Here is a 24,673-nt window from a genome sequence, read left to right as displayed (position 1 = left end):
GATTGATGGAAATTCGTTAAAATGATTTGATTTCCAAACCGCCAAAGAAGACCGTGCCTCGAAGTACAAGTACTTTATCAGCATCTACTTCAGACTGTCTGTAGATTCGCTTGTCCTCCACTCCTGCAGCGACATTGGTCACTTCCACTCGTACATCCCAATGCGGTGGTACGATGATTTTCATCCCCCCGAATATTACGTCAACCTGAAGATTAATTAAGCCGGAAAAATCCGCCTGTGTCAAATCCAAGTCTACTCCACCAAAGGCGGCAGTTAGTTTTCCTCCCTGGAAATTTTTGGATAAAACCCGCTTATTTACCCCACTGAAGACTGCGTCGATATTGATTCGGTCTGAAAAGCTTGTTCCCGAAACACCAGAAATTGGTGGCTTTTGAGAAGAATCGGTAGTGCCTGAACCGGCAAAATTGCTGGATGAGCCTTCACCTCCAGATTCGGAATCAGGGGATTTAAAGGTCTTATTTCGGATTTGATCCTGAACATTATCCATAATCCGCTTTTCTTTTTGCTTTTGGGTAATGAGATAAATACCCAAAATGATCAAGCCGATCGGTAAAATGTATCGCTCCATTCCGAAGTCAAAAGCGAATTCTCGATCCAAAAGAAAGTAAACGCCAAGAAACAACATGATTCCACCAAATAAGGAGCGGAATTGATGCTTAATCGATACTACAAGCCCAATTGCAATCAAAATCATGGGCCAACTTAGTAACCATGCGGGAAAGAAAATTCCCAATTTTCGAAGAAGTAATAAAACGCCTAAGCCTAAGATGATAAATCCGAAGATTAATCCTCCGTCGCTACTTGAACTGGGTTTAGAATAATTTGCCATCGCTTTTTTGAGTTTTGAATGATGCTCAAATGTGGCATAACATCTTCTAGGCAAATAGTCACTATCGATAGCTTATCTAAAAAGTCGGTGAATGCGGAGAAAAAGTCGGTGAAATTGCAGGTAATTTTTACCGACTCTTCATTTTCTGAATCAAAAACTCCGCGTAATCCATGTCTTCAGGTGTGGTAATTTTGATATTCTCTGGATTTCCAGGAATCAAAGTAACCTGCCAACCTTGATGTTCATAGACGGTTGCATCATCCGTAAATTGGGGTAATTCTGTCACTTCAAAAGCTTTCCGGATTTTTTGGATATCAAAAGTCTGTGGAGTTTGTACTAATCGGAAATATTGACGCTCCTGATAAAAACTCCGATCATCATCGGTCAATTTTCGAATAGAGTCTTTTAATGCTACTACTGCAACGGCACTTCCGGTTTCTGCTGCCTTTTCAAAGCTTTCTTTGATCACACTTTCATGTACAAAAGGCCGGACTCCATCGTGAATCGCCACCACTCCTTCTGAAAAAGAAACAGCAGCAATTCCATTTTTCACAGATTGAAATCTCGAATTCCCTCCGGCTACGACTTGGTGAGGGATGGAAAAATCATGCTGCTGACATAAGTTACCCCAAAGCTCAAAATCATCCTTCGGAATTACCAAAATCAATTCCATATCTGAATCTACCCGATGAAAAACTGAAAGGGTATGCATCAAAATAGGCATCCCTCCTATAGGAAGGTATTGCTTGGACATAGGACCACCCATCCGGGTTCCTCTTCCGCCTGCTACCAAGACTGCTGCTTTTTGCATTATTTAGTTTTTGGAAAAAGTAGTGTTTTCCTACTCAAGATTTTTTCAATACTGGGTAAAAATAAAAAAGCTCCTCGAAAGGAGCCTTTTATTAAAGTATCAACATCGCATCTCCGTAAGAGAAGAAGCGGTATTTTTCTTTGATTGCCTCTTTATAAGCTTTCATGATTAGATCATAGCCACCGAATGCTGCAGCTGTCATTAACAGGGTTGATTCTGGCAAGTGGAAATTAGTAATCAAAGCATTGGCGATTTTGAATTCGTAAGGAGGAATGATGAATTTATCAGTCCATCCGCTGGAGGCTTTTAAATGATTGCTAGCTGTGACAGAAGATTCAACAGTTTTTAGAACAGTCGTTCCTACAGCGACAACTCTTTTCTTGCTATCCAAAGCTTCATTGACCAATTCAACGGTTTTCTCAGGAATATCATAATTCTCAGAGTCCATTTTATGCTTGGTCAAATCCTCCACATCTACCTGTCTGAAAGTTCCCAATCCAACATGAAGGGTAATCGGAGTCACTTCAATTCCTTTCAATTCTAAGCGCTTCAACAAATGAGGCGTAAAGTGTAAACCTGCTGTAGGAGCGGCAACTGCCCCAACATTTTTTGCGAAAACGGTTTGGTAACGCTCACGATCCTCAGGCTCAACTTTGCGGTCGATGATTTCCTTCAAAAGCGGAGTTTCTCCAAGCGTATCTATCGCTTTGTAGAATTCTTCCTGCGTACCATCAAATAAGAATCGGATGGTTCTACCTCTGGAAGTGGTATTGTCAATTACCTCAGCAACCAAATCAGAATCCCCGAAATACAATTTATTTCCTACACGGATTTTTCGGGCTGGATCTACCAACACATCCCAAAGTCTCAATTCCGGGTTCAATTCTCGAAGCAAGAAAACTTCAATCTCTGCACCTGTTTTTTCCTTATTTCCGTACAATCGGGCAGGAAACACTTTCGTATCATTCATTACGAAAACATCACCTTCATCGAAATATTCTAGGATATCTTTGAAAGTTCGGTGCTCGAATTCCCCTGTTTTACGATGAACGACCATGAGCCTGGATTCGTCCCTGTTTTCAGTTGGATAAAGCGCGACAAGTTTCTTAGGTACGTCAAATTTGAAATCTGATAATTTCATAGAGAAGCTTTAGATGTATGGCTATAATTTTTTGTTTAGATTTACTCTAAAAAGTGCAAAGATAAGAATATAATATCCAAAATCCCCTAACTTTAAAGATTGATTTAACCAACTATTCCCCACTATGCTTTTTTTGAGACTTTCTTGGGAGAGCCTTCGCTTCGCTCTCAATGCCCTGAAATCCAATCTAACCCGCACAGTTTTATCATTATTGGGGGTTACAGTCGGTATATTTGCCATCATTGCAGTTTTCACACTTGTGGATTCCCTAGAAAACAACATCAAATCTTCCTTCGCTTTTCTTGGAACCAATGTGATTCGTGTTGATAAATTTCCTTTCCAGTCTGGCCCTCCGGGAAATTTCCCTTGGTGGAAATACTTCCGAAGACCCAATAACACCGTAGAGGAATATGAATTTCTGAAGAGTAGACTGACCTCTGCGGAAGGAATTACCATCTCGGCATCTGCTAGTACGACAGTAACAGCCGGAAGTAATGCCTATCAAGGCGTGCAGCTTACCGGGGCTTTTGAAGATTATGGGGATGTATATGATGCACCTATCGAAGAAGGCCGGCTTTTCAATGGAAATGAGATCAAGGCTGCTCGAAATCTAGCTGTAATTGGTAAAAAGATTGCCGACACCCTTTTTCCAAACCAATCTCCTATTGGGAAAGAATTTAAAATCAAAGGTTTAAAATTTGTGGTTGTTGGGGTATTTGAGGAAGAAGGAAGTGGAGTTTTGGACCTTCCTTCCAAAGATGAAGCATGTCTTATACCCTATCCAGCCTTTACCAAGCTTTTCAATACTGGGAAAAATGGAATAAATCCAACTATTGCTGCCAAAGGAATGGAAGAAGATGTGGGTTTGGTAGGAATAGAAAATGAAATGATCGGCTTGCTTCGTGCAAAAAGAGCACTCAAGCCAACAGAAGACGATTCGTTTTCACTTAACAAAACCGAATTTCTTCAAAATGCCATTGGATCCGTATTTGATGTAATCTCTACTGCAGGTTGGGTAATAGGTGGATTCTCTATTTTGGTAGGAGGATTCGGAATTGCTAATATCATGTTTGTTTCCGTTCGGGAGCGAACCAATATCATTGGCATCCAAAAATCCCTAGGAGCTAAAAATTACTTTATCCTTTTCCAGTTTCTTTTTGAGGCAGTTTGTCTGAGTTTGATTGGAGGAGGTACGGGAATTATTCTTGTTTACTTCCTAAGTTTCGTTCAACTGGGGAGCTTGGATTTAATTTTATCTCCTGGAAATATCATTCTCGGCTTGGGAGTCTCTTCCATTATCGGGGTGGTTTCAGGAATTGTTCCTGCTACACTCGCAGCAAGAATGGACCCGGTAGAAGCGATTCGAACAGCTTAAAAAAGCTGATTATACAAATTAAAAAAGGGAGGCCGATTAATTCGGCTTCCCTTTTTTGATCAATCAAACTCAAAAACAAATCAGTCCATATCGGCCGTTGGATCGACTGGAAGTAATCCGGCAGCTGCCTTGATTTTACCTTCCAATTCTTCCATCAACTCAGGATTATCTAGAAGAAGATTTTTGACAGCATCACGACCTTGTCCAAGTTTCTCTCCATTGTAAGAGAACCAAGAACCAGCCTTTTTAATTATGTCAAATTCTACTCCTAAGTCAATCACCTCTCCAACTTTAGAGATCCCCTGACCATACATAATATCAAATTCCACTACTTTAAACGGTGGTGCCACTTTGTTTTTAACCACTTTCACTCGGGTGCGGTTTCCGGTTACATTATCAGCACTCTCCTTGATTTGTCCAATGCGACGAATATCCAATCGGACAGAAGCATAGAATTTCAAGGCATTACCCCCTGTAGTAGTTTCTGGGTTACCAAACATCACCCCAATTTTCTCACGAAGCTGGTTGATGAAGATACAAGCGCATCCAGTTTTGTTAATTGCCCCTGTTAATTTTCTAAGGGCTTGAGACATCAAACGAGCCTGAAGACCCATTTTGCTTTCTCCCATTTCTCCTTCCAATTCACCTTTAGGAACCAAGGCTGCTACGGAGTCGATGACAATGATATCAATGGCTCCGGATCGGATCAAATGCTCTGCAATTTCCAAAGCCTGTTCACCATTATCCGGCTGCGAGATCAATAGGTTTTCAGTATCAATGCCTAGTTTTTCTGCATATACTTTATCAAAAGCATGCTCCGCATCAATAAAAGCGGCTAAGCCTCCTGCTTTCTGAGCTTCCGCAATACAGTGCATGGTTAAGGTTGTTTTACCGGAAGACTCTGGACCATAAATCTCAATTACTCTTCCTCTAGGGATTCCTCCTACACCTAAGGCCATATCCAAACCAAGCGAACCGGTGGAAATAGCAGGAATATCCTGCACCGTATTATCGCTCAGTTTCATGACGGTCCCTTTTCCATAGGCCTTTTCCAACTTGTCAATGGTGAGTTGGAGAGCCTTTAATTTTTCTGCATTCGTACTCATGAGTCTATGTTTAAAGAATTCTTACGTTAAAGTTAAATCTTGTAAAGGATATGGTCAAAAGTGCCATTCATCTTGATTTCGAGAGGCAAATTCGTATTTTTCGCCACTAATCGGCATGCTTTTTCGTAATCATGTTAAAAATACCAGCTTTTTGTCAGGTATTGTCAATTAATATGAAACAAAGTATCAAATTCTCTCTCTTTACTCTAATCCTGCTTTTTTCTCAGGTCGTCCTGGGACAGCATAACTATCCATTTACCTACGGAGAAGAGTTAGAATTTGAGGTTAGCTATGGTTGGTTTAACCTAGCCGATGCGACCATGAAAATCGGTAAAAAACCTGAAACCATCAATGAGAAAACCCATTTCAAAATTGATGTATATGGGAAAACAAAGGGTGCTGCGACGATTTTCGGAAGAGTAAATGATAATTGGGGAAGCATTTGGGAATTGGAGTCCAAACTGCCTTCCGTTTCCTATCGACATATCGAAGAAGGAAAATACAGAAAGCACGAGAAGGTATTTTTCGATCAGCAAAAGAAAAAAGCCAAAATGCAGCTTTTTGACAAAGAGAATAAATTTCTGAAAGAGGAAAAGGAATATTCACTGCCAGGAAAAGTCCAAGATATTGTCAGCGGATTCTACTATCTGCGAACACTTGATCTGAGCAATTTGCAAGTTGGAGACACAGTAGAAATCCTAGGATTTTTTGACAAAGAAATATATAACATAAAATTAATCTACGAGGGGCAAGAGCGCATAGATACCGAGATTGGAGAGAAAGACACATTCATTTTTTCACCTCAAATCCCCAAGAACAGACTCTTCAGAGGCGACTTCCCGGTTACTGTATGGGTAACACAAGATCAAAACAAGATCCCTGTGAAGATCAAAGCGAATTTGTTTCTGGGTTCTCTGAATTTGGAATTAAAATCAGCAAGCGGGCTTCGCTATTGATTTCACAGTCCTGTAACCTTACGGTAACCTTAGCTTCAAAAATCAGCTTCTCCCTTCCTTTTTTAGACTTCAACTCATTCGAAATGCCAAAAAAATTGCGTCCTATCCTCAAATATTACTTAATTTTAAGCAAATCAATAAGCACGAAACCCAATGGGCGATAAGCAGAAAATCAAGGTCCTTGTTGTAGATGACGAACCGGACATTGTTGAGATACTAAAATACAACCTCCAGAAAGAAGGCTATGAAGTAGAAACTGCTGAAGATGGTGTGAAAGCGGTTAAAAAGGCCTCCAAATTTTTACCAGATGTGATTCTCCTGGACATCATGATGCCCAATCAGGACGGAGTCGAAACCTGCCGGCAAATTCGGGAAATCCCTGAATTGAAAAACACCTTCGTAATCTTCCTGACAGCCCGAATGGAGGAGTACTCGGAAGTAGCTGCTTTTGACGTGGGAGCGGATGACTACATTACCAAACCTATCAAGCCAAGAGCTTTGATGAGCCGAATTGCAGCGCTTTTCAGAAGAGAGGCTAAAAAAGAACAAGAGCAGGCGCAGATCAAAATTAGAGATTTAGTAATCGACCGCGGAAGCTACACCATTGAAAAAGCTGGGAAAACCATCACTCTTCCGAAGAAAGAATTTGAACTTTTGTATTTCCTTGCCAAAAACCCTAATATCGTCTACAGTAGAGATGAGCTTCTTCAGAATATTTGGGGAGCGGATGTATTTGTACTTGCTCGAACGGTAGATGTACACATCCGAAAAGTCCGCGAAAAAATCGGAGATGACTACATCACTACGGTAAAAGGTGTAGGTTATAAGTTCGATTTGGGTTAATTCATGCTCACTACTTCCCGAGGGATTGCTGTTGTATTGGCCTTGGCCATTTCGGTCTTGGTGGTAGCTTTTTTATCCTTAGTGGATGAGGCTTCAACCTTGGTTATCCTCGTAGCAGGGGGAGTTGCTTTTTCCACTTCCTACCTTTTAATTTCCATTACCCTTGAATTTTTAGTCTTCCGAGAGATTAGCAATATCTACCAACTGCTTGAGAAGATTCAAAAGAAAGACCTATCCGAAATTCAGGAGAAGAAAACCAAATCTTCTATTTCTCCTTTACGGAAAATCAATGCAGTCATCAATTCCTATGCGCTTGCCCGCCAGAAGGAGATTGAGGCCCTTCAGAAAAATGCGGAGTTTAGAAGGGAATTTATCGCCGATATTTCCCATGAATTGAAAACTCCCATTTTTGCGACTCAGGGGTATATCCACACACTTTTAGACGGTGCAATTGATGATAAGCATGTACGGATGAAGTTTCTGAAGCGGGCTGCAAAAAGCCTAGACTCTTTAGACAACTTGGTTCAGGACTTGCTTACGCTGAATCAAATGGAAAGTGGGGTAATCAAGTTTGTATTCACAGACTTTGATTTGAAGGAAGTGATCGAGGAAGTGATCGAGGAATTAGAACACAAAGCTTCCAAGAGAAATGTAAAGATCAACTTCAAATACGATCCTGAAAAGAGCTACATCACGCATGCAGATCGTCAAAAAATCTACCGAGTCTGCCAAAACCTGATCTTCAATGCCGTCAAATACAACCATGAAGCCGGTGAGGTAAAGATTTTATTAAAGACCCAAAAAAATCATATCCAAGTTGATATTAAAGACGATGGACAAGGCATTCCGCCGGAAGATTTGAAACGAATTTTTGAGCGATTCTATCGCGTAGAGAAAAGCCGGAATAAAAAAGAAGGGGGAACGGGACTCGGGCTTGCCATTGTTAAGCATATTTTGGAAGGCCATAAAAGCAAAATTTCCGTCAGCTCCACAGTAGGCAAAGGATCGATTTTTAGTTTTTCACTGCCTTTGGTGAAAGTCAATGCACCTGAGGATTCACAGAAAACAAGTGAGGGGAGCTTGAAATAATGTGAGTTAATTTTTTAACTGTCATTTTCCCTCTAACTTTGCACCCTCTTTGAAGAGGCAGGAGAATCCATGAAGAAAGTAGATTTTCAGAAACTTATTCTGTTTGAAAACGCGGATTACCTGGTAATCAACAAGCCGCCTTACCTATCGAGCTTAGACGATAGGCATGAGGCGCAGAACATCCTGGACCTTGCCAAGGATTACTCAGCAGATGCCCAGCTGTGTCATCGATTGGACAAGGAGACATCCGGATGTCTGGTGATTGCTAAAAATCCAGAGGCCTACAGGCACTTGGCCATCCAGTTTGAAAACCGGAAAGTTAGCAAAATCTACCACGCTGTAGTAGAGGGAATCAAGGAATATGAGCACTTGCTCGTAGACAGAAACCTCGTTGCATCAGCCAAAGGAGTCGCTAAAGTCAGTAAGGAAGGCAAGCCAGCCCAAACTGTTTTTAACACACTTAAAACATATCGGGCTCATTCCTTGATTGAATGTAAACCGATCACAGGTCGATTGCATCAAATCCGGGTTCATCTGGCTTACCTCAAATCCCCAATTTGTGGGGATGAGCTGTACGGTGGAAGGGCCTTATACCTTTCTTCATTGAAGCGCCGCTTCAATCTCAAGAAGGACACCGAAGAGCTGCCGATTATGCAGCGGGTTTCCTTGCATGCTTTTTCGATTGGATTTGAGGGACTGGACGGAAAAGAAATTTTCGTAGAAGCCCCATATCCGAAGGATTTTCAAGTTTTAATCCATCAATTGGAGAAAAACACCTGATTATCAAACCAGGAAATCCATCGAAAATTTGGTATTCGGATGCTAAACCTTTGAATTACAAAAAGGCTTAAACCTTTAAATTTTACAGTTTATTGGGCCTTTGAGATTCCATGTGACGATTGAAAACAAGTATAACCACATGAAAATTAGGAGGTAGCATTTGAAATATTTTGCATGGAAAATAAAATACTTCTATCTTTGTGTCCCTTTTTGGGGGTCGAAAACATTTAACAAGCTAAAAATTAAACAGTTACACAGTGGATACTTTAAGCTATAAGACCGTATCGGCTAATGACGCAACTGTAGACAAGCAATGGGTGGTAGTGGACGCTCAGGCTGCAGTTTTGGGTCGATTAGCCAGTGAGGTAGCGAAAATCTTAAGGGGGAAAAACAAGCCGAATTTCACCCCACACGTGGATTGTGGTGACAATGTCATTGTAATCAACGCAGACAAAGTTCGATTGACCGGTAAAAAGTGGGACGAGAAAGTTTACGTTCGCCACACCGGATATCCAGGAGGACAGCGAATTTCTACTCCTAGATTGTTGAAGCAAAAGTCTTCTGCCATCTTGGTTGAGAAAGCTGTAAGAGGCATGTTGCCTAAAAACAGACTAGGAAGAAAAATGTACGGAAACTTGTACGTGTATGAAGGAGCTGAGCACCCACATGAAGCGCAGCAACCTAAAACCATCACGCTCTAATCGTAATAACTCATGGATGTAATCAATACAATCGGTAGAAGAAAAACCTCAGTAGCCCGAATCTATTTGCAGCCGGGTAAAGGAGAAATCACCGTAAACAAGCAGTCTTTGGAGAAATATTTCCCATTTGACCTACACCAAATCGTGGTTAAGCAGCCTTTGACTTTGGTAGGTGAAGACGGAAACTTCGACATCAAGATCAATGTAGATGGCGGTGGAATCAAAGGACAAGCAGAAGCTGCTAGAATGGCAATCGCCAGAGCTTTGTGCGAAGTAAATGAAGAGCACAGAGGTCCATTGAAGAAAGAAGGATTCTTGACTCGTGACCCTCGTATGGTCGAGCGTAAGAAGCCAGGAAGAAGAAAAGCACGAAGAAGATTCCAGTTCTCCAAGCGTTAATCGGAACTTCCTCCCAATTAATAGAAACCAATTTAATTCATGTCAAAAATCGAATACAAAGACTTATTGGATGCTGGTGTTCACTTCGGACACTTGACGAGAAAGTGGGATCCCCGTATGGCTCCATACATCTTCATGGAGAAGAACGGAATCCACATTATCGACCTTAATAAAACGCTTGCCTGCCTCGAAGAAGCATCCGCCGCAGTCAAGCAGATCGTAAGATCAGGCAAAAAAGTAATGTTCGTGGCTACTAAAAAACAGGCTAAAGACCTAGTAGCTGACGAAGCTCGCCGTCTAAACATGCCTTACGTAACCGAAAGATGGTTGGGTGGTATGTTGACCAACTTCGCTACTATCAGAAAATCCTTGAAGAAGATGTCTTCTTTGGATAAGATGATGAAAGAAGATTCTTTCAAGAACATGGCGAAAAAAGAGCGATTGATGATCTCTCGTCAAAAAGACAAAATGGAAACTGTTCTTGGCGGTATCGCTGACTTGACCAGACTTCCTGCTGCTCTTTTCATCGTAGACATCAAGCGTGAGCACATTGCGATTGCCGAAGCACAAAAGCTTGGTATCCCTGTTTTCGCATTGGTAGATACAAACTCCAACCCAAATGAGGTGGATTTCCCTATCCCTGCCAATGATGATGCATTCAAATCAGTTAATCTACTCGTCAAAGCATTCGGTGCGGCTATTGAAGAAGGCCTAGCTGAGCGCAAAAAAGAGAAGGAAGAAGCGAAACTTTCTGAAGAGGAAGAGGCTAAAAGAGCCGTTGACGCTGAAACCAAAGAATAATCCCACTGCTGATTTTGAAATAATTAAAAAAATTGAACATCTGGTTCCGGCCGATGTTCAATTTTTTGTTTTATCTGATGGGGTCGGATTCCAAAATGAATCAGATCCAAAACTTGCCTAGCAGGCTTTCAAATGAAATAAATATCGTTTAATTCCATAAACAGACCCGAAAATGGCAATTACTGCACAAGAAGTAAACAAATTGAGACAAATGACCGGTGCCGGTATGATGGATTGCAAAAAAGCTTTGACTGAAGCTGAAGGCGATTTCGAAAAAGCAATCGACATCCTACGTAAAAAAGGTCAAAAAGTATCTGCTTCCAGAGCTGATCGCGAAACCAAAGAAGGTGTAGTGGTAACTCACGTTAGCGAAGACGGAACAAAAGGAACTATTCTTTCCTTGACTTGCGAAACTGACTTCGTAGCTAAAAACGAAGAGTTCGGTGCTTTCGCAAACACCCTTTTGAACCTAGCTGTAGAAAACGGTGCTACTTCTAAAGAAGCTATCATGGCTTTACCTATCGAAGGAATCACTGTAGCAGAAAAAATTGTTGAGATGACCGGTAAAATCGGTGAGAAAATCGACGTTTCTCACTTCGAGACCGTTTCTGCTGAGGCTGTTGTTCCTTATATCCACTCCAATGGTAAATTGGGTGTATTGGTAGGTTTGACCAACACTAACGGAGCTGACGTTGAAGAAGCTGGAAAAGACGTTGCAATGCAAATTGCAGCTATGAACCCAGTAGCTGTTGACAAAGACGGAGTAGATGCTTCTACTATCGAGCGTGAAATCGAAGTAGGTAAAGAGCAAGCTAGAGCTGAAGGTAAGCCTGAAGAAATGTTGGAAAAAATTGCAATGGGCAAATTGAACAAATTCTACAAAGAAAATACTTTGTTGAGCCAGCAGTTCGTAAAAGACAGCAGCAAAACCATCGCTCAATACTTGGATGGAGTAAGCAAAGGTTTGACCGTTGCAGCTTTCAAGAGAATCTCTATCGGATAATTAACTTCCGACTAATCATAAAAAAACCCTTTCTGTTGATTCAGAAAGGGTTTTTTATTGCTTTTATTTTTTTATCAAGGTCTCAAAGCAGCCACGCCAGGCAACTCTTTTCCTTCCATATATTCCAATAAAGCTCCACCACCGGTAGATACAAAGGAAACCTGATCTCCAAAGCCAAATTTATTGACTGCAGCAGCTGAATCACCTCCACCGATCAAGGAGAAAGCTCCATTTTTAGTAGCCTCCACAACGGCTTCAGCCACTGCTTTTGTTCCTTTGTCGAATGACTCCATTTCAAACACACCCATTGGGCCATTCCAAAGAATAGTTTTGGACTTCAAAATCGTTTCAGCAAACAATTCACGGGTTTTGGGACCGATATCTAAGCCCATCCAACCGTCAGGAATTTCCCCTTTATTAGCCAAGCCTTGTTCTGCATCGTTGGCAAAAGCCTTTGAAATCACAGTATCAACTGGAAGAATCAAATTCACGCCTTTTGATTTGGCTTTTTCCATCAACTCCAACACAAAGTCCAACTTATCAGCTTCCAGCAAAGAATCTCCGATTGTTCCGCCTTGAGCCTTGGCAAACGTATAGGACATCCCTCCACCAATGATCAAATTGTCCACTTTATCCAACAGACGCTCTATGATCAAAATCTTATCTGAGATCTTAGCACCTCCCATGATTGCTGTGTAAGGTCTTTCAGGATTGCCTAAAACCTTGTCAGCATTCTCTAGCTCGGAAAGCATGAGGTAGCCGCAAACTTTCTCTGTAAAAAACCGTGCTATGACCGCTGTAGAGGCATGAGCACGATGCGCAGTACCAAAGGCATCATTTACATAGATATCGCCCATGGAGGCCAATTTCTTTGCGAATTCCGGATCTCCCTTTTCTTCTTCTTTGTAGAAGCGAAGGTTTTCCAAAAGCAAGACCTCTCCAGGCTTCAAGCCAGCCGCCAACATTTTTGCTTCTTCTCCAATGCAATCAGAAGCAAATTTAACAGGTTGCCCCAAGGCTTTTTCCAAGTCCATAACAATGTGCCTCAGAGAAAATTTGTCTTCCGGACCATTTTTAGGTCTTCCCAAATGAGACATCAAAATAGCCGCTCCTCCATCCTTTAGTATTTTCTTGATGGTAGGCAAAGCAGCTTGTATCCGGGTATCATCCGTTACTTTCAGATTTTCATCCAAAGGGACGTTGAAATCCACCCGTACAAGGGCCTTCTTCCCCTCGAAACTCAGATTATCTACGTTTTTGATTCTAGGATTCATAAAATAGGATTTAATAGATTTTAGAAAATTCGAAAAACACGGTCGAATTTATCAAAGATTACAACAAAAAGCGATTTTCTTGAAGTGGGAAATCAAGGGTTAAAAATTATCCCTTAGCAGCAGCTCTTCTTAAGCGATCATTAATAGCACGGCCCAATCCTTTTTCAGGCATCAACTCAGCCAAAATCAACTCCACACCTGATTGATCCAATTGACGCAAATAATCAAATAAATTCCGGGCAGCCTCCACCAAATCCCCGCTAGGACTCAATTGAAATTGGGGTGCAGGACAATCCAAAGTAAAACGCTTACTTAAACTCAAAACCCCAAAAGGTTTTCCTCTTTGTAGCATTTCGGGGACTAACTCATCCAAATTACCTAAAACGAACTCTTTGGAAGGCGCATAGTGACTCTTCAACAAACCTGGAGCCGCTGGATTTGAACTGCTGTGGGACTTAATTTCAACTTCTCCCACTAGTTCTGTGATTTGATTTAGATCTAAGCCTCCTAAGCGATAAACAGTCACTTTCCCATCTTCCATCCCCACAATGGTACTTTCCAAGCCAACTACACAGCTTCCTCCATCCAAAATATAGGGGATTTTATCCCCCAATTGCTTTTCAACATGAGTTGCCCGAGTTGGACTGATATAGCCAAAGGGGTTAGCACTAGGAGCTGCCAAAGGAAAGTCTAATGCTTCAAGTAAACTTCTCGTCAAAGAATGTCGGGGAAGCCGAACGGCAACTCGATTCAATCCAGCAGTTACTAAATCAGGAATGATTGCTTTCTTTTCCAGCAAAAGCGTCAAAGGTCCTGGCCAAAAATTCTCTCCCAACTTTCGTAGAGGATCAGGAATTTCGCCTACAAAAGCTCCAATTTTTTCGATTGAATCTGTATGGACGATCAAAGGATCAAAAGATGGGCGATTTTTAGTTTCAAAAATCTTTGCCACTGCTCCGACATCAAGCGCATTCCCAGCTAGACCATATACTGTCTCAGTCGGAATAGCAACCAATTGGCCAGCTTCCAAAAATTCTTTTGCTTTCTCTATGTCCTGACCGATGATAGCCATTTTACTGACAGAAGTCTTTCACCCAGCTTTCAGCTTCTTGGTACCCCAAGGAAAGAGCCATTTGTAAATCAGCACATCCCTCCGATTTTTCATTCAAAGCACTCAATCTAGTCACTCCCAATAAATAATATGCAGCTCCGTTTTTGGGATCCAAATTGACAGCATTAGTCAAAGATTCAAGTGCTCCAATTGGGTCATTATTTCCCATTTGAGCTTTTCCTTTATTAAAATACACCAGGGCTTGATTGGGATTTACCTGAATCGCCATATCGAAATCCAAAATAGCATCTTCATAATATTCAATTCCTAAAAGCGCTAAACCTCGGTTGTAGTAAATATCAGTCTGTTGAGGATCCAAGCGATTGGCCATATTGTAATCTGACACCGCTTCTTTCAAGTTCCCCAATTCGAAGTGTGAATTCCCTCGATTAAACCAAGGCTTATAACTGGCTGAGTCTACTTCGATGGCTTCAGAGAAAACGGAAATTGCCTCCTTGTATTTTTCTTGCTGAAATAGGGCAACTCCCTTTGCATTGAGTGCCTGTCCTTGGCTTGCATTTTTCTCCAAAACCCTATCAAAAATAGAAATGGCATCATCCCATTGTTGGGTATCCATTTTTTCCATTCCTGCTTTTATCAGCTCTTCCTCGCTGGGTGCACAAGCTCCAAGGCTGAATACAAGCAGCCCCAAAATCCAAATTTTCTTCACTTCCTTATTGATTTTGCGCAAAGATAGGGAATCAAGCGCTTTTGTTGAGATCTGCTTCCATAATCTCTCGGTAATTGTTTGGAATAGAGACAGGTTTCATGTTTTCCATAGAAACGGATACCATGATGGTTTTACATTTTGCAAAAACCCGTTGACTAGATTCATCCACTAAAACTTGCTCCAAGTCAAAAGATGTATTACCCAATCGGCTGCAACGGACATATGCTTTAATCTTATCTTCCATATGGATGGGACGTACATAATCTAACTCTATCCGAGCCACTACTGTACCAACTTCCATGATATTCCAGCCACAAAGTTCATATAGATATTGGGCTCTGGCATGCTCAAAATAATTGAAATAAATCCCATTATTTACATGCATATAGCCATCTATATCCGAAAATCGAACCTGAATCGGAACCGAAAAATCAAATCCCTCAAAAGTATTCATATGAATCCTTAGGTCTTAAAGCAAAATTTCTGATTTACTGGTTTTTTCAAGCATTCGAAGAATGGAAGGATTGTACCCAATCATATCAGCTACTGAATCAAAACTAAACCAAGCCAAAGAAATACTCTCATCGCTAATCTGAAGGGGTTCATTCATATCCGCTTCCAAAAGAAAGCGAACATCATAGTGGTAATGCTCGGGAACATGGGGACGCTCCGGAATAATATGTTTATCCAAATCAAAAATCTGCTCTTCCACTAATCGAAGATTCTGTAAGCCACTTTCTTCTCTTGCCTCTTTCATAGCCACCTCCATCAGGTTTTCATTTCCATCGGCATGACCTCCCAATTGAAGCCAACGCCCCAATTTTCGATGCAAAGTCAGCAAAGTGTGCGTTCGCTTCTTATTTACAATCCAGGATGAAGCTGTAAAATGTCCAGCCAGTCTTTCCCGCTTGTAAGCAAGCGGATCCTCTGTCAAAGTCGCAAAATCAGCAATAAATTCAGCCTCCTCTTCGTAAGGGGTTCTGTACAATTCCAGTTGTTTTTGAAAGGTGTATCTATCCATTTTTGGTATCGAATAAGCGATCGATCATTTGGTCGAAAGGTTGAGCATCTTCATAGAGTCGGTCCGAATAGACCGTCACCAGAAGCTTCAGGTAACTGGGTTTATTGTCAATACTGATTTTCTCAATACTTACATTTCCGAAAAGCTGGGAAATCCGCTGATTTTCGGAGGGTGATTGCAAGGGAGGCTTAAGGTAAAACTTTTCTGTGGTTTTTACCTGATCGTTAATTTCTTCCATTTTTCGATCAAGACTCACCTGCTTATACCCCAAAGCTAGGATGCGTCGCGAAAAAGCCAAGAAAAGCTTGGAAAAAGTTTCTGGCGTAAACGGGTGCTCGTAGGTAACCGCGAAACCATTTGCATAGGGAGATTGGAAAAGATGAACCTGTGGACTCTGGTTGATTCCGGTCCTTTTCAAATGATAACTCCGATAGACTTGATCAAATAAGCGGGTCGCTTCATTACTTTCCATCCAACTCTCAATTTCCTGCAAATCCGCTTCTTTAAACTCATAATTCTCCTTCACCTTTACAGGGTTTTTGGCTGGATTCTTAAAAATCTTTCCAAAAAGATCGTCAAAGAAGCTATTCATCAAGGCTTAATTTTAGGGTTCCGGAAGGAGTCAATTTGATAGCCCCATCATCGATCAGTTCTCGAATCAATTCGACAGCGAATTCAGCATTAGAATAATTCACCTGATTGATGAGTGAGTCTTGTTCTAACTCACCAGCCACCCGCAAAGTTTCAATTATCCACTTTCTAAGTTTTTCTCCCAAAGCACCCGGATCCCTTCGATGAGCAATACACCAATCGCATATTCCACAGGCTTCGTCTGTTTTCTCCCCAAAATACTCCTGTATAAACTGCGTACGACAGATCAAATTTTGGTGGACATACATGACCATACTTTTGGCTTTTTCTAAAGTCAAATCCCTTCTTTGGCTAATTCGCTTGACATTCAGGGGTAACTTGGCTGCATCATATCGAGCAGTCAAAAAGGTGATTTGTGGCTTGTCTTTTCGCTTTTCATAATCCGCAATTTCCAATTGAGCCATTCGCTCCAAAAGCTTTACTAACTCCGATTCCTTTATTTCCAGAAACTTGGCGAGCTTGGATTCCTGGATTTTGATGTATTCCGAAAACAAATTCCCTCCATAGGTCCGAAGTAATATTTTAATAACCGGATCCAATCGAGCTTGGGAGATCTGAAATTCATACAATTGCTGAGGATTCACCAAAAAGTGAAGTCGGGATGGACTATAGTAACTTTCACTCAAGCCAATAAAACCTTCCTCTTCCAAAACCTTTAGTGCATAAAAGGTCTCCAAAACACCCAAATTGTAGGTTTTTGCAAACTCTCCCCAATCAAAATCAAAGCTGCTGAGCATATTGCTTCCAACGGCTATCTGGAAATAATTGGCCAGGCATTGGTAGACCTTCTTGATAAAATCGATGGGAGGATAAACTAGGGCAGCCCGATCCATCAACTTTTCCAGATTTTCCTCATTGCAAAGCAAAACAGCATAAGACTTTTTGCCATCTCTTCCCGAACGTCCAGCTTCTTGATAATAACTTTCGATATTTTCAGGTACATCAGAATGAATCACCACCCGCACATCAGGCTTGTCAATTCCCATCCCAAATGCATTGGTAGAGACTATCACCCGAACTTGGTTTTTCATCCATGCTTCTTGTCGTTCCGTTCTGTCCTTCACCGATAAGCCTGCATGGTAAAAAGTGGCAGAAATCCCTAATTGATAGAGTGCTTTGGCTATTTGCTGAGTGCCTTGCCTATTTCTCACATACCAAATAGCACTTCCGCCTACTCTATCCAGAATTTCTTTTCCTTTCTCTAATTTATTTTCTATCAAGCGAACATGATAACTCAGATTTTCCCTGGCAAAACTTTGCCTGAAAACCTGAGGTTTATTCATCTCCAACTTCTCCACAATATCTTCCAGAACCTGTGGGGTGGCAGAAGCAGTCAAAGCCAGCATGGGGACATTCGGATGAAAGGATCGAATAGCAGCAATTTCTAGATAAGGAGGCCTGAAATCATACCCCCATTGGGAAATACAATGCGCCTCATCGACAGCTATCAAATTGATGGGCATTTGCTTGAAGCGCTCAATAAAAATATCGGACTTTAATCGTTCGGGAGAGACATATAGAAACTTGTAATTCCCATAGATGCAATTATCCAAAGCCCGATCAATCTCCCGATAACTCATTCCAGAATAGATCGCTTGAGCGAAAATTCCTCTAGCTCGAAGTTGATCGACCTGATCCTTCATCAAAGCGATCAAAGGACTGACCACCAAACAAAGCCCTTCTAGGGTCAAGCCTGGAATCTGATAGCAAAGGGATTTTCCGCCACCTGTTGGCATTAGAGCAAGGCTATCCGCTCCATCCAAAACAGATTGGATGACTTGCCTTTGGACTGGCCGAAAATCTCCGAATCCAAAAACCTGCTGCAGAATTTCCTTGGCTTTATTTTCCAATTACCAGCTTGGTTTTTCTTTATTTAAAAATGCTGAAATTCCTTTCACACAATCAGAGTGGGATCTGGATTTAGCATTCAAAACCGCAGCCTCTTCGAGTTTCTTTTGTCTTTCCTCCTGATGCAAGCTTCGAAGAAGTGCCTTGGTTGTGGTCATGGCATGACCCGAATTATTTTCAATAAGTTTTTGTGCAAAACTCTGGACTTCCTTTTCTAAAAACTCAGCCTCTACCACCGATGTAACGATCCCTAATTCCGCTGCCTTCTGAGCAGAGATCAATTCACCTGAAAGAAGTAATTCTTGAGTTTTTGCAGCACCAATTTGCTCCTGTAAAAAAACCGAAACTAATGCTGGTATGAAACCAATTTTCACTTCTGTATATCCAAAGAGTGCTTCTGGAGCAGTAAATGCAAAATCACAAACCGTCACCAAGCCACACCCTCCTGCCAAAGCATGACCTTGAACCTGAGCAACCACTGGTTTGGGAAAACTATAAATTCGATCAAATAAACTCATCAGCCGTTGACTATCAGCGAGATTCTCCTCGGGAGTAAAGCTTTGCATCTGTTGTAAATAGGCCAAATCTGCCCCTGCACAGAAGGCCTTTCCTTCCGCGGCAATAATTACAACTTTTACATCCTTGTCTGATTCTAAATCATCCAAAACTCCCAGCATTCCCTCAACTAATTCAGGGCTCATGGCATTTCTCTTCTCTGGACGGTTCAGCGTTATTTTTCCGATTCGGTTTGACTTTTCGAGTCTAATTGGAGCTTCCATGCGTAATTCTTTGCTCTTGAAATTAGCAGGTGTACAGGGCAATTCAAAAAGTGATTTGTACAGCTGATTTAGAAAGCGGTAAAACTCCCCTCTCATCTGTGCTTTTCCAGGAAGATTCATCCCAAACCTGCAAGCTCAATTTTCTATCTTGAGGAAAATAAAGCGTATCATTTGCCAACATGATTCCCATTTCCGGAAAATAAAGTTCTCCTTGCGGCCCTTGCATCGTTGTAAGTGCTTTGGGTTGATTTCCGTATTCTTTTTTTACTCGGTTGGGCGAAATCAAAAACTTCATTTCATCAGGTTGTATTCCTTGATTCCAAGACTTTAAAAAACCATTTGCCCAAAAATCTATTGCCCAACCATCTTTTGCGCGATAAATAGTAGCTTGATTTTGAGTAAGGCCTTTTGAATTATACCACCTTCCTCCAAACCAAACCAAGATAAGAAGGATCGCCAAGTACATTAATCTCTTTTTAGGAAAATATTCCCAAGCAACCCAAATCAACAAAAAACCCCAAATCACCCACATAGTAGTCGGATATATTGTAATTTCCTTGAGGCGGAAAGGAAGCATTCTGAATCCCTCCAAAACCCAAATCTCAACCTGAATCAAGCTTCCCACTATCCATCCCAAGCCTTTTCCCACTACAGGAACCCAACCTATAAAAAGGAAAGGAATCCCTACCTGCATAATCACAAAAGTCAAAGGAATGATGAGAAGGTTGGCTGGTAAAAACCAAACAGGAAAACTATGGAAATACCAAACTGAAATCGGAAAAGTGACTAATTGGGCAGCTATAGAAACGGCTGCCAATTGCCATAGATATTCCAAAATTCTATTGCGTGGATACCATAAACGCAGGATTAAAGGTTGAATTAATACAATCCCTGAAACTGCCACATAAGAAAGCTGAAAGCCTACATCTTCAATCACCAAGGGATTAAGAGCGATCATGAGCATTGCCGAAAAGGCTAAAATATTGAAAATAGTGGGTTTACGATCCCGCATTTCTCCTAAAACAACCAAGGTAAACATTACCGAGGCCCGAACCACAGAAGGTGCAAAACCGGTGATTCCTGCATAAGTCCAAATGATAAAAACAACCCCAATCAGATAAACTTTTCGAATCGAGGATTTCAGCTTTAAGGGCTTGGTCAAAAACAACAAAACCGCTACCAAAATCCCAACATGCAATCCCGAAACCGCCAAAACATGCATAACCCCAGCATCTGAAAAGGCATCCTTTAAGGATCGATCTAGCTGCTCTTTTTGTCCCAATAGCAAAGCTAAAGCAATAGGTTGAAACTCGATTTGCGGAATATTATTTCGAATCAAACTTGCAAAGTATTCCCTAATATTTGCCAGCCTAAATCCGGAGGAGGCAGGATTTCGGAGAATCTGAATTTTTCCTTTTGGGATAAACTGTCTTGCATAAATTCCTTTTTTAGCCAAAAAGCTTCGATAGTCAAATTCATAAGGATTCCGAGGAGGATCTAGTATTTCAGGAGAATCAGCTACCCAAACCAATTGACCCGGTATCAGGTCCAATCCACTTTGATGATAAACCAAAACAGATTGCTCTATTTCTTTCCAGCCTTCTTCTGTCTGATATGCCTTAACTAATAAAAGATTCTCTTTGGAATTAGGTTTTTCTAGATCAAAATTCTGGACCTCAGCTAAATAAGAACCCTCAATTGGTTCGGGGATTTCTCCTTTGTTTTTTTCAAAAAATGAAATTGAAATTCCTAAAAAGATTAATTGAGAGTAGCCAAAAATTGAAATCAAACCGAGGCTCTTTCTTTTCCAAACCAAGTAAAAATAAAGAAGCCAATTGCAGATCAATAAGATCGCAAACAATCTCCAAACGGATCCCAGTTCAATGTAAGATCCAATCAAAATACCGATCAGAAAAAAGATCAGAAAGCGTAAAAATGGATAATCTGAAAAACGCATAGGAAAAGTCACCTATCAATTTAAAAATAAAAAAGCCATCCTAAAAGATTAGGATGGCTAAATTTTTTCTAAAAGAATATTTATCAGAAACGGTAACCTAAGCTGAATCCTGCATTAAATTCAATTCGGGTAAAACGTTCAGCTACTTCATCGCTAAATCCACGAGCTATGCTTCCATAGGGACCGAATGCAAAATGCGGAGAAAATTCCCACTTAAAACCTCCTCCAACTCCAAGCAAAAAGGAATTCATATTGGTAGTTGCAATCCCGCCGTCCAAAGGCTCTTCAAATTCCCCAAAACGAATTTTTGCTAAGGGGAATAAATAAAACCTTCCATTTGGATTGTTACCAAAGTAAAAATTCATCGAAGCCTGTACAGAGTTTGTCTTATAATTCTTTCCGTTTTTCTGGGAATTAAAACCAAAACGATCATTCAAATGTACCTGTAAATCCAAGGAATGATCATCTGACAAATACTTTTCGAATCCTGCTTCAATCGAACCTAATGCAATCAAATTCAAGAAGTTAACTTTCACTTCATTGGTAAATTCACTTGTAGAATTTCCGCTGCTGCTTGAGATGACATTCTGCCCATAGGAGAAGCCCACGAGACCAATCATCAAAAAGGTAATTAAGATCTTTTTCATAATATGTTGTTTAAAAATATATTCGTTTAGTGTTTCAACTCCATTTTGTAGTGGAGAATATTACATTCTTCGAATTGATCTCCTACTATCTTAAATCCAAACCTTGAATAAAGAGGAACTGCAGGTAGTTGCGCATGAAGGTAACGAGTTTTTCCCTGAGCCTCAGGATGAACAAGCAAATCCCGAAGTACTGCCAAGACCAAAGCTTGTCCAACTCCTTTACCTCTTTCATCCTTCAATACTGCGAAACGCTCCAATTTTATGCCATAAGGTGTAAATCTCCATCTTGCAGTACCAACAGGCTTCCCATTCATCGATGCTAGAAAATGCGTTGAGGATTCTTCAAACTCGTCATATTCAGCTTCAGGATCAACCATTTGCTCTTTGACAAATACCTCTGTCCGAATTTTAAAAGCGATATCCATTCCGGCTTTACCGGTCACTTTTTCTACCAGCAGACTCATTTTTAGCTATGTCTTTTTCAGCCTGATTTTTTTCGTACGCCTCAATGATTGCCTTCACCAATTTATGGCGAATCACATCCTTACCACTCAAATTCACAATACCAATTCCCTTGACATTATTGAGAATTCTCAAAGCCTCACTTAGACCTGATTTCTGTCGGATTGGAAGATCCACCTGGGTCTGATCACCTGTAATGATTACTTTGGAGTTTGGCCCCATCCGAGTCAAAAACATTTTGATTTGCTCGGAGGTAGTATTTTGAGCTTCGTCAAGCAATACAAAGGCGTCATGAAGGGTTCTTCCTCTCATGTATGCCAAAGGTGCTATTTCAATTACCCGGGTTTCCTGATAATACTTTAGCTTTTCAGGCGGAACCATATCCTGAAGTGCATCATAGATTGGCCGCAAATAAGGATCTAATTTTTCCTGTAAATCACCTGGTAAAAATCCCAAATTTTCCCCGGCTTCTACAGCAGGTCGGGTAATTATGATTCGCTTTACCTCTCTATTTTTTAAAGCTCTAACTGCTAAAGCCACCGCGATGTAGGTTTTACCCGTTCCAGCTGGTCCCAAGGCAAAAACCAAATCGTTTTTCATGGAAGCTTCAACCAACTTCCGCTGGTTTGGAGACTTGGGTTTAATTACCAATCCTTTGTTGCCAAAAACAATAACAGCATCGCGATTGGTCTGCTCAAATGGCACGCCTTCGATGTCCAAATAATCTTTTACTTTATCAGGACTCAGGTGACCAAAGCGCTCTACATGCTCAAGGAGCAAATTAATCAGGTTGTTGATCCGCAAAATTTCAGGGGCACTACCCTGAATCCGGATTTCGTTTCCTCTAGAAATAATTTTGCTTTGGGGAAATGCTTGCGCAAGCTGACGGATATTTTCATTTGCCTGGCCCAAAAATTCCGCAAGCGGCACATTCTCCAGTGTGATTACTTTTTCTACCAAATTTTTTCTTTGATTAAATATTCTTGAAGGGGGATGGATAATGTTCTATTTTTGTTCAAACCCCTCACAAACAAAAGTACATAATTTTAATTGACTTGCTTCTATGGCATTGGTGACATTCCTCTCCGATTTTGGAGATCAGGACTTCTACGTACCAGCAGTGAAGGCCAAAATGCTGGCCATCAATCCCCAGTTGAATATCATCGATCTATCTCATCGAATCGAAACTTACGACTTGGCACATGCGGCCTTTATCCTGCGCTCAACTTTTCGGGATTTCCCCAAAGGAACGGTTCATTTGGTAGCTATTAATACAACTGGATCGATGACTCATGGATATATCGGGGTTAAGCTTGAAGAACATATTTTCATTGGTCCAAACAATGGCATTTTTAGCCTTCTCGCGGACAAAGAGCCCGGGATTGTGGTACAGTTTGCAGACATCCACGTACAGGAGAGTTCTTTCCCAGCCAAGGATATTTTAGCTCCGATTGCTGCTAAAGTGGCTTCAGGGGCTGCTATTCATGACTTTGGTGGACCATTACAGAATTTCCGAAAGCTCATGCCTCGTATCCCAAAGGCTACTAAAGAGCAAATCACGGGACACGTCATGAGGGTAGACCGCTATGGCAACCTTATCACGAATATTTCCAAAGAACTTTTTGACAAATTAAACCCGGGGAGATTTACCATTGAATTTGGTAGGGAAACACTAGACCGGCTTTTCTCCGGATATGATCAAGTGGAACCCGGTGATTGCTTTGCATTTTTCAATAGTTCTGGGTATCTGGAAATTGGAATCAACCACGGACATGGCGGCAATTTGCTTGGCCTTCGTTTTGAGTCGGTTGTCATGATTCATTTTAAACCCTAAGCCATGCTGATTCGAATTGTGAGGATGACATTTCAGGAAAATCAGGTTCAAGCCTTCCTTAAAAACTTTGAATCCAATAAGAAAAAGATCCGATCTTTTCCAGGTTGCCATCATTTGGAACTTTGGCAAGATGAAAATCAAAAAAATATTTTTCTGACTTATTCCCATTGGGAAAACGAGGAAGCCTTGAATAAATACCGTGATTCTGAACTATTTAAATCCGTCTGGACCTATACCAAAAGCCTTTTTTCTGAAAGGCCCATTGCTTTCAGCTCAAAAAAATTTGAGGAAGTAGAAATCTAAGGTTGGAGAAAAATAAAATTGTATTCATATTTGCATCCCGTTTGGTAAGAAACGGGATTACGTTGACAAGCCCAGGTGGCGGAATTGGTAGACCTGCCTCTGCCGGCAGGCAGGCGCGATGGTCTCAAATACAGTTCTCAAACTTGTCTTGGAAATTGAAAATGTACCTGCCCAGGTGGCGGAATTGGTAGACGCGTTGGTCTCAAACACCAATGAGGTAACACTCGTGCCGGTTCGACTCCGGCCCTGGGTACAAGAAAA

At 41.1% G+C, this 24,673-nt stretch carries 27 protein-coding genes and 1 tRNA gene; 12 read left to right on the top strand and 16 right to left on the bottom strand.

Going from position 1 to position 24,673, the window contains the following annotated elements; translation table 11 throughout:
* Nucleotides 1–16: 16 nt before the first annotated feature.
* The 3 genes from NY014_RS14455 to queA form a co-directional block, all read right to left on the bottom strand.
* A complete protein-coding gene (locus NY014_RS14455; protein ID WP_259415262.1) occupies nt 17–850 on the bottom strand; it encodes a cell wall-active antibiotics response protein in 834 nt (277 codons plus the stop codon).
* A gap of 127 nt (nt 851–977) precedes the next feature.
* A complete protein-coding gene (locus NY014_RS14450; RefSeq protein WP_259415261.1) occupies nt 978–1,661 on the bottom strand; it encodes a 2-C-methyl-D-erythritol 4-phosphate cytidylyltransferase in 684 nt (227 codons plus the stop codon).
* 91 nt (nt 1,662–1,752) lie between these two features.
* Nucleotides 1,753–2,802: a tRNA preQ1(34) S-adenosylmethionine ribosyltransferase-isomerase QueA gene (gene queA / locus NY014_RS14445; protein WP_259415260.1), complete on the bottom strand. Its 1,050-nt coding sequence runs from the start codon at nt 2,800–2,802 to the stop codon at nt 1,753–1,755.
* 124 nt (nt 2,803–2,926) lie between these two features.
* Between queA and NY014_RS14440 the strand changes: the two genes are divergently transcribed.
* The gene (locus NY014_RS14440; RefSeq protein ID WP_259415259.1) at nt 2,927–4,177 is read left to right on the top strand and encodes an ABC transporter permease; all 1,251 of its coding nucleotides are present in this window, start codon (nt 2,927–2,929) and stop codon (nt 4,175–4,177) included.
* Between the two features lie 80 nt (nt 4,178–4,257).
* On the opposite strand, the gene recA is transcribed toward NY014_RS14440, so the two are convergent.
* A complete protein-coding gene (recA, locus tag NY014_RS14435) occupies nt 4,258–5,283 on the bottom strand; it encodes a recombinase RecA (RefSeq protein ID WP_259415258.1) in 1,026 nt (341 codons plus the stop codon).
* A gap of 173 nt (nt 5,284–5,456) precedes the next feature.
* On the opposite strand from recA, the gene NY014_RS14430 reads away from it, so the two are divergent.
* The 8 genes from NY014_RS14430 (at nt 5,457) to tsf (ending at nt 11,855) form a co-directional block, all read left to right on the top strand.
* Nucleotides 5,457–6,239: a DUF3108 domain-containing protein gene (locus tag NY014_RS14430; RefSeq protein WP_259415257.1), complete on the top strand. Its 783-nt coding sequence runs from the start codon at nt 5,457–5,459 to the stop codon at nt 6,237–6,239.
* Nucleotides 6,240–6,392: 153 nt separating this feature from the next.
* On the top strand, nt 6,393–7,082 hold the full coding sequence (locus NY014_RS14425; protein WP_135075234.1) for a response regulator transcription factor: 690 nt from the start codon (nt 6,393–6,395) through the stop codon (nt 7,080–7,082).
* A 3-nt stretch (nt 7,083–7,085) separates the two neighbouring features.
* Entirely contained in the window at nt 7,086–8,171 is a 1,086-nt protein-coding gene (locus NY014_RS14420; protein WP_259415256.1) for a sensor histidine kinase, read from the top strand.
* 69 nt (nt 8,172–8,240) lie between these two features.
* A complete protein-coding gene (locus NY014_RS14415) occupies nt 8,241–8,951 on the top strand; it encodes an RluA family pseudouridine synthase (protein WP_259415255.1) in 711 nt (236 codons plus the stop codon).
* Nucleotides 8,952–9,208: 257 nt separating this feature from the next.
* Nucleotides 9,209–9,652 (top strand): 50S ribosomal protein L13, encoded by a 444-nt coding sequence (rplM, locus tag NY014_RS14410; RefSeq protein WP_135075242.1) that lies wholly within the window; start codon nt 9,209–9,211, stop codon nt 9,650–9,652.
* Nucleotides 9,653–9,664: 12 nt separating this feature from the next.
* Nucleotides 9,665–10,051, top strand: coding sequence for a 30S ribosomal protein S9 (gene rpsI, locus NY014_RS14405; RefSeq protein ID WP_135075245.1), 387 nt, complete (start codon nt 9,665–9,667; stop codon nt 10,049–10,051).
* Between the two features lie 39 nt (nt 10,052–10,090).
* Nucleotides 10,091–10,852 carry a 30S ribosomal protein S2 gene (gene rpsB, locus NY014_RS14400; RefSeq protein ID WP_259415254.1) on the top strand — a complete coding sequence of 254 codons (762 nt, stop codon included), beginning with the start codon at nt 10,091–10,093 and terminating at the stop codon, nt 10,850–10,852.
* Nucleotides 10,853–11,024: 172 nt separating this feature from the next.
* On the top strand, nt 11,025–11,855 hold the full coding sequence (gene tsf, locus NY014_RS14395) for a translation elongation factor Ts (protein ID WP_259415253.1): 831 nt from the start codon (nt 11,025–11,027) through the stop codon (nt 11,853–11,855).
* Nucleotides 11,856–11,929: 74 nt separating this feature from the next.
* Here tsf and NY014_RS14390 read toward each other — a convergent pair whose 3' ends face one another.
* The 12 genes from NY014_RS14390 to NY014_RS14335 form a co-directional block, all read right to left on the bottom strand.
* Nucleotides 11,930–13,129, bottom strand: a complete 1,200-nt coding sequence (locus NY014_RS14390; protein ID WP_259415252.1) for a phosphoglycerate kinase — start codon at nt 13,127–13,129, stop codon at nt 11,930–11,932.
* Nucleotides 13,130–13,235: 106 nt separating this feature from the next.
* Entirely contained in the window at nt 13,236–14,201 is a 966-nt protein-coding gene (locus NY014_RS14385) for an L-threonylcarbamoyladenylate synthase (RefSeq protein WP_259415251.1), read from the bottom strand.
* 1 nt (nt 14,202) lies between these two features.
* On the bottom strand, nt 14,203–14,910 hold the full coding sequence (locus NY014_RS14380) for a tetratricopeptide repeat protein (protein WP_259415250.1): 708 nt from the start codon (nt 14,908–14,910) through the stop codon (nt 14,203–14,205).
* 31 nt (nt 14,911–14,941) lie between these two features.
* Complete coding sequence (locus NY014_RS14375; RefSeq protein WP_259415249.1) at nt 14,942–15,364, bottom strand: acyl-CoA thioesterase; 423 nt, start codon at nt 15,362–15,364, stop codon at nt 14,942–14,944.
* 15 nt (nt 15,365–15,379) lie between these two features.
* Complete coding sequence (locus tag NY014_RS14370; RefSeq protein WP_259415248.1) at nt 15,380–15,931, bottom strand: NUDIX hydrolase; 552 nt, start codon at nt 15,929–15,931, stop codon at nt 15,380–15,382.
* Nucleotides 15,924–16,523, bottom strand: a complete 600-nt coding sequence (locus NY014_RS14365; protein ID WP_259415247.1) for a hypothetical protein — start codon at nt 16,521–16,523, stop codon at nt 15,924–15,926. Before NY014_RS14365 ends, NY014_RS14370 begins: the two co-directional genes overlap by 8 nt.
* Nucleotides 16,516–18,432, bottom strand: a complete 1,917-nt coding sequence (locus NY014_RS14360; protein WP_259415246.1) for a RecQ family ATP-dependent DNA helicase — start codon at nt 18,430–18,432, stop codon at nt 16,516–16,518. Before NY014_RS14360 ends, NY014_RS14365 begins: the two co-directional genes overlap by 8 nt.
* Nucleotides 18,433–19,209 (bottom strand): enoyl-CoA hydratase/isomerase family protein, encoded by a 777-nt coding sequence (locus NY014_RS14355; protein ID WP_259415245.1) that lies wholly within the window; start codon nt 19,207–19,209, stop codon nt 18,433–18,435.
* Between the two features lie 43 nt (nt 19,210–19,252).
* A complete protein-coding gene (locus NY014_RS14350; protein ID WP_259415244.1) occupies nt 19,253–21,166 on the bottom strand; it encodes a ComEC/Rec2 family competence protein in 1,914 nt (637 codons plus the stop codon).
* A gap of 83 nt (nt 21,167–21,249) precedes the next feature.
* A complete protein-coding gene (locus NY014_RS14345; protein ID WP_259415243.1) occupies nt 21,250–21,813 on the bottom strand; it encodes a DUF3575 domain-containing protein in 564 nt (187 codons plus the stop codon).
* A gap of 26 nt (nt 21,814–21,839) precedes the next feature.
* On the bottom strand, nt 21,840–22,277 hold the full coding sequence (locus NY014_RS14340; protein WP_259415242.1) for a GNAT family N-acetyltransferase: 438 nt from the start codon (nt 22,275–22,277) through the stop codon (nt 21,840–21,842).
* Nucleotides 22,246–23,235, bottom strand: a complete 990-nt coding sequence (locus NY014_RS14335) for a PhoH family protein (RefSeq protein WP_259415241.1) — start codon at nt 23,233–23,235, stop codon at nt 22,246–22,248. Before NY014_RS14335 ends, NY014_RS14340 begins: the two co-directional genes overlap by 32 nt.
* Before the next feature lie 103 nt (nt 23,236–23,338).
* Between NY014_RS14335 and NY014_RS14330 the strand changes: the two genes are divergently transcribed.
* The 3 genes from NY014_RS14330 to NY014_RS14320 all read left to right on the top strand — a co-directional run bounded on the left by NY014_RS14330 (nt 23,339) and on the right by NY014_RS14320 (nt 24,665).
* Nucleotides 23,339–24,109, top strand: a complete 771-nt coding sequence (locus NY014_RS14330) for an SAM hydrolase/SAM-dependent halogenase family protein (RefSeq protein WP_259415240.1) — start codon at nt 23,339–23,341, stop codon at nt 24,107–24,109.
* Nucleotides 24,110–24,112: 3 nt separating this feature from the next.
* Nucleotides 24,113–24,412, top strand: coding sequence for a putative quinol monooxygenase (locus NY014_RS14325; protein ID WP_259415239.1), 300 nt, complete (start codon nt 24,113–24,115; stop codon nt 24,410–24,412).
* A gap of 169 nt (nt 24,413–24,581) precedes the next feature.
* Nucleotides 24,582–24,665 (top strand) — tRNA-Leu (locus NY014_RS14320).
* Nucleotides 24,666–24,673 lie beyond the last annotated feature (8 nt).

The sequence above is a fragment of the Algoriphagus limi genome, from assembly GCF_024919275.1.
GTDB lineage: Bacteria > Bacteroidota > Bacteroidia > Cytophagales > Cyclobacteriaceae > Algoriphagus > Algoriphagus limi.
This window is presented reverse-complemented; position numbering and strand designations above follow the sequence as displayed.

Bases quoted from the DNA above. Each gene is read 5' to 3' on its own strand.
- NY014_RS14455 (WP_259415262.1), bottom strand. From the start codon at position 850: ATGGCAAATTATTCTAAACCCAGTTCAAGTAGCGACGGAGGATTAATC.
- NY014_RS14450 (WP_259415261.1), bottom strand. From the start codon at position 1,661: ATGCAAAAAGCAGCAGTCTTGGTAGCAGGCGGAAGAGGAACCCGGATG.
- queA (WP_259415260.1), bottom strand. From the start codon at position 2,802: ATGAAATTATCAGATTTCAAATTTGACGTACCTAAGAAACTTGTCGCG.
- NY014_RS14440 (WP_259415259.1), top strand. From the start codon at position 2,927: ATGCTTTTTTTGAGACTTTCTTGGGAGAGCCTTCGCTTCGCTCTCAAT.
- recA (WP_259415258.1), bottom strand. From the start codon at position 5,283: ATGAGTACGAATGCAGAAAAATTAAAGGCTCTCCAACTCACCATTGAC.
- NY014_RS14430 (WP_259415257.1), top strand. From the start codon at position 5,457: ATGAAACAAAGTATCAAATTCTCTCTCTTTACTCTAATCCTGCTTTTT.
- NY014_RS14425 (WP_135075234.1), top strand. From the start codon at position 6,393: ATGGGCGATAAGCAGAAAATCAAGGTCCTTGTTGTAGATGACGAACCG.
- NY014_RS14420 (WP_259415256.1), top strand. From the start codon at position 7,086: ATGCTCACTACTTCCCGAGGGATTGCTGTTGTATTGGCCTTGGCCATT.
- NY014_RS14415 (WP_259415255.1), top strand. From the start codon at position 8,241: ATGAAGAAAGTAGATTTTCAGAAACTTATTCTGTTTGAAAACGCGGAT.
- rpsI (WP_135075245.1), top strand. From the start codon at position 9,665: ATGGATGTAATCAATACAATCGGTAGAAGAAAAACCTCAGTAGCCCGA.
- rpsB (WP_259415254.1), top strand. From the start codon at position 10,091: ATGTCAAAAATCGAATACAAAGACTTATTGGATGCTGGTGTTCACTTC.
- tsf (WP_259415253.1), top strand. From the start codon at position 11,025: ATGGCAATTACTGCACAAGAAGTAAACAAATTGAGACAAATGACCGGT.
- NY014_RS14390 (WP_259415252.1), bottom strand. From the start codon at position 13,129: ATGAATCCTAGAATCAAAAACGTAGATAATCTGAGTTTCGAGGGGAAG.
- NY014_RS14385 (WP_259415251.1), bottom strand. From the start codon at position 14,201: ATGGCTATCATCGGTCAGGACATAGAGAAAGCAAAAGAATTTTTGGAA.
- NY014_RS14375 (WP_259415249.1), bottom strand. From the start codon at position 15,364: ATGAATACTTTTGAGGGATTTGATTTTTCGGTTCCGATTCAGGTTCGA.
- NY014_RS14370 (WP_259415248.1), bottom strand. From the start codon at position 15,931: ATGGATAGATACACCTTTCAAAAACAACTGGAATTGTACAGAACCCCT.
- NY014_RS14365 (WP_259415247.1), bottom strand. From the start codon at position 16,523: ATGAATAGCTTCTTTGACGATCTTTTTGGAAAGATTTTTAAGAATCCA.
- NY014_RS14355 (WP_259415245.1), bottom strand. From the start codon at position 19,209: ATGGAAGCTCCAATTAGACTCGAAAAGTCAAACCGAATCGGAAAAATA.
- NY014_RS14350 (WP_259415244.1), bottom strand. From the start codon at position 21,166: ATGCGTTTTTCAGATTATCCATTTTTACGCTTTCTGATCTTTTTTCTG.
- NY014_RS14345 (WP_259415243.1), bottom strand. From the start codon at position 21,813: ATGAAAAAGATCTTAATTACCTTTTTGATGATTGGTCTCGTGGGCTTC.
- NY014_RS14340 (WP_259415242.1), bottom strand. From the start codon at position 22,277: ATGAGTCTGCTGGTAGAAAAAGTGACCGGTAAAGCCGGAATGGATATC.
- NY014_RS14330 (WP_259415240.1), top strand. From the start codon at position 23,339: ATGGCATTGGTGACATTCCTCTCCGATTTTGGAGATCAGGACTTCTAC.
- NY014_RS14325 (WP_259415239.1), top strand. From the start codon at position 24,113: ATGCTGATTCGAATTGTGAGGATGACATTTCAGGAAAATCAGGTTCAA.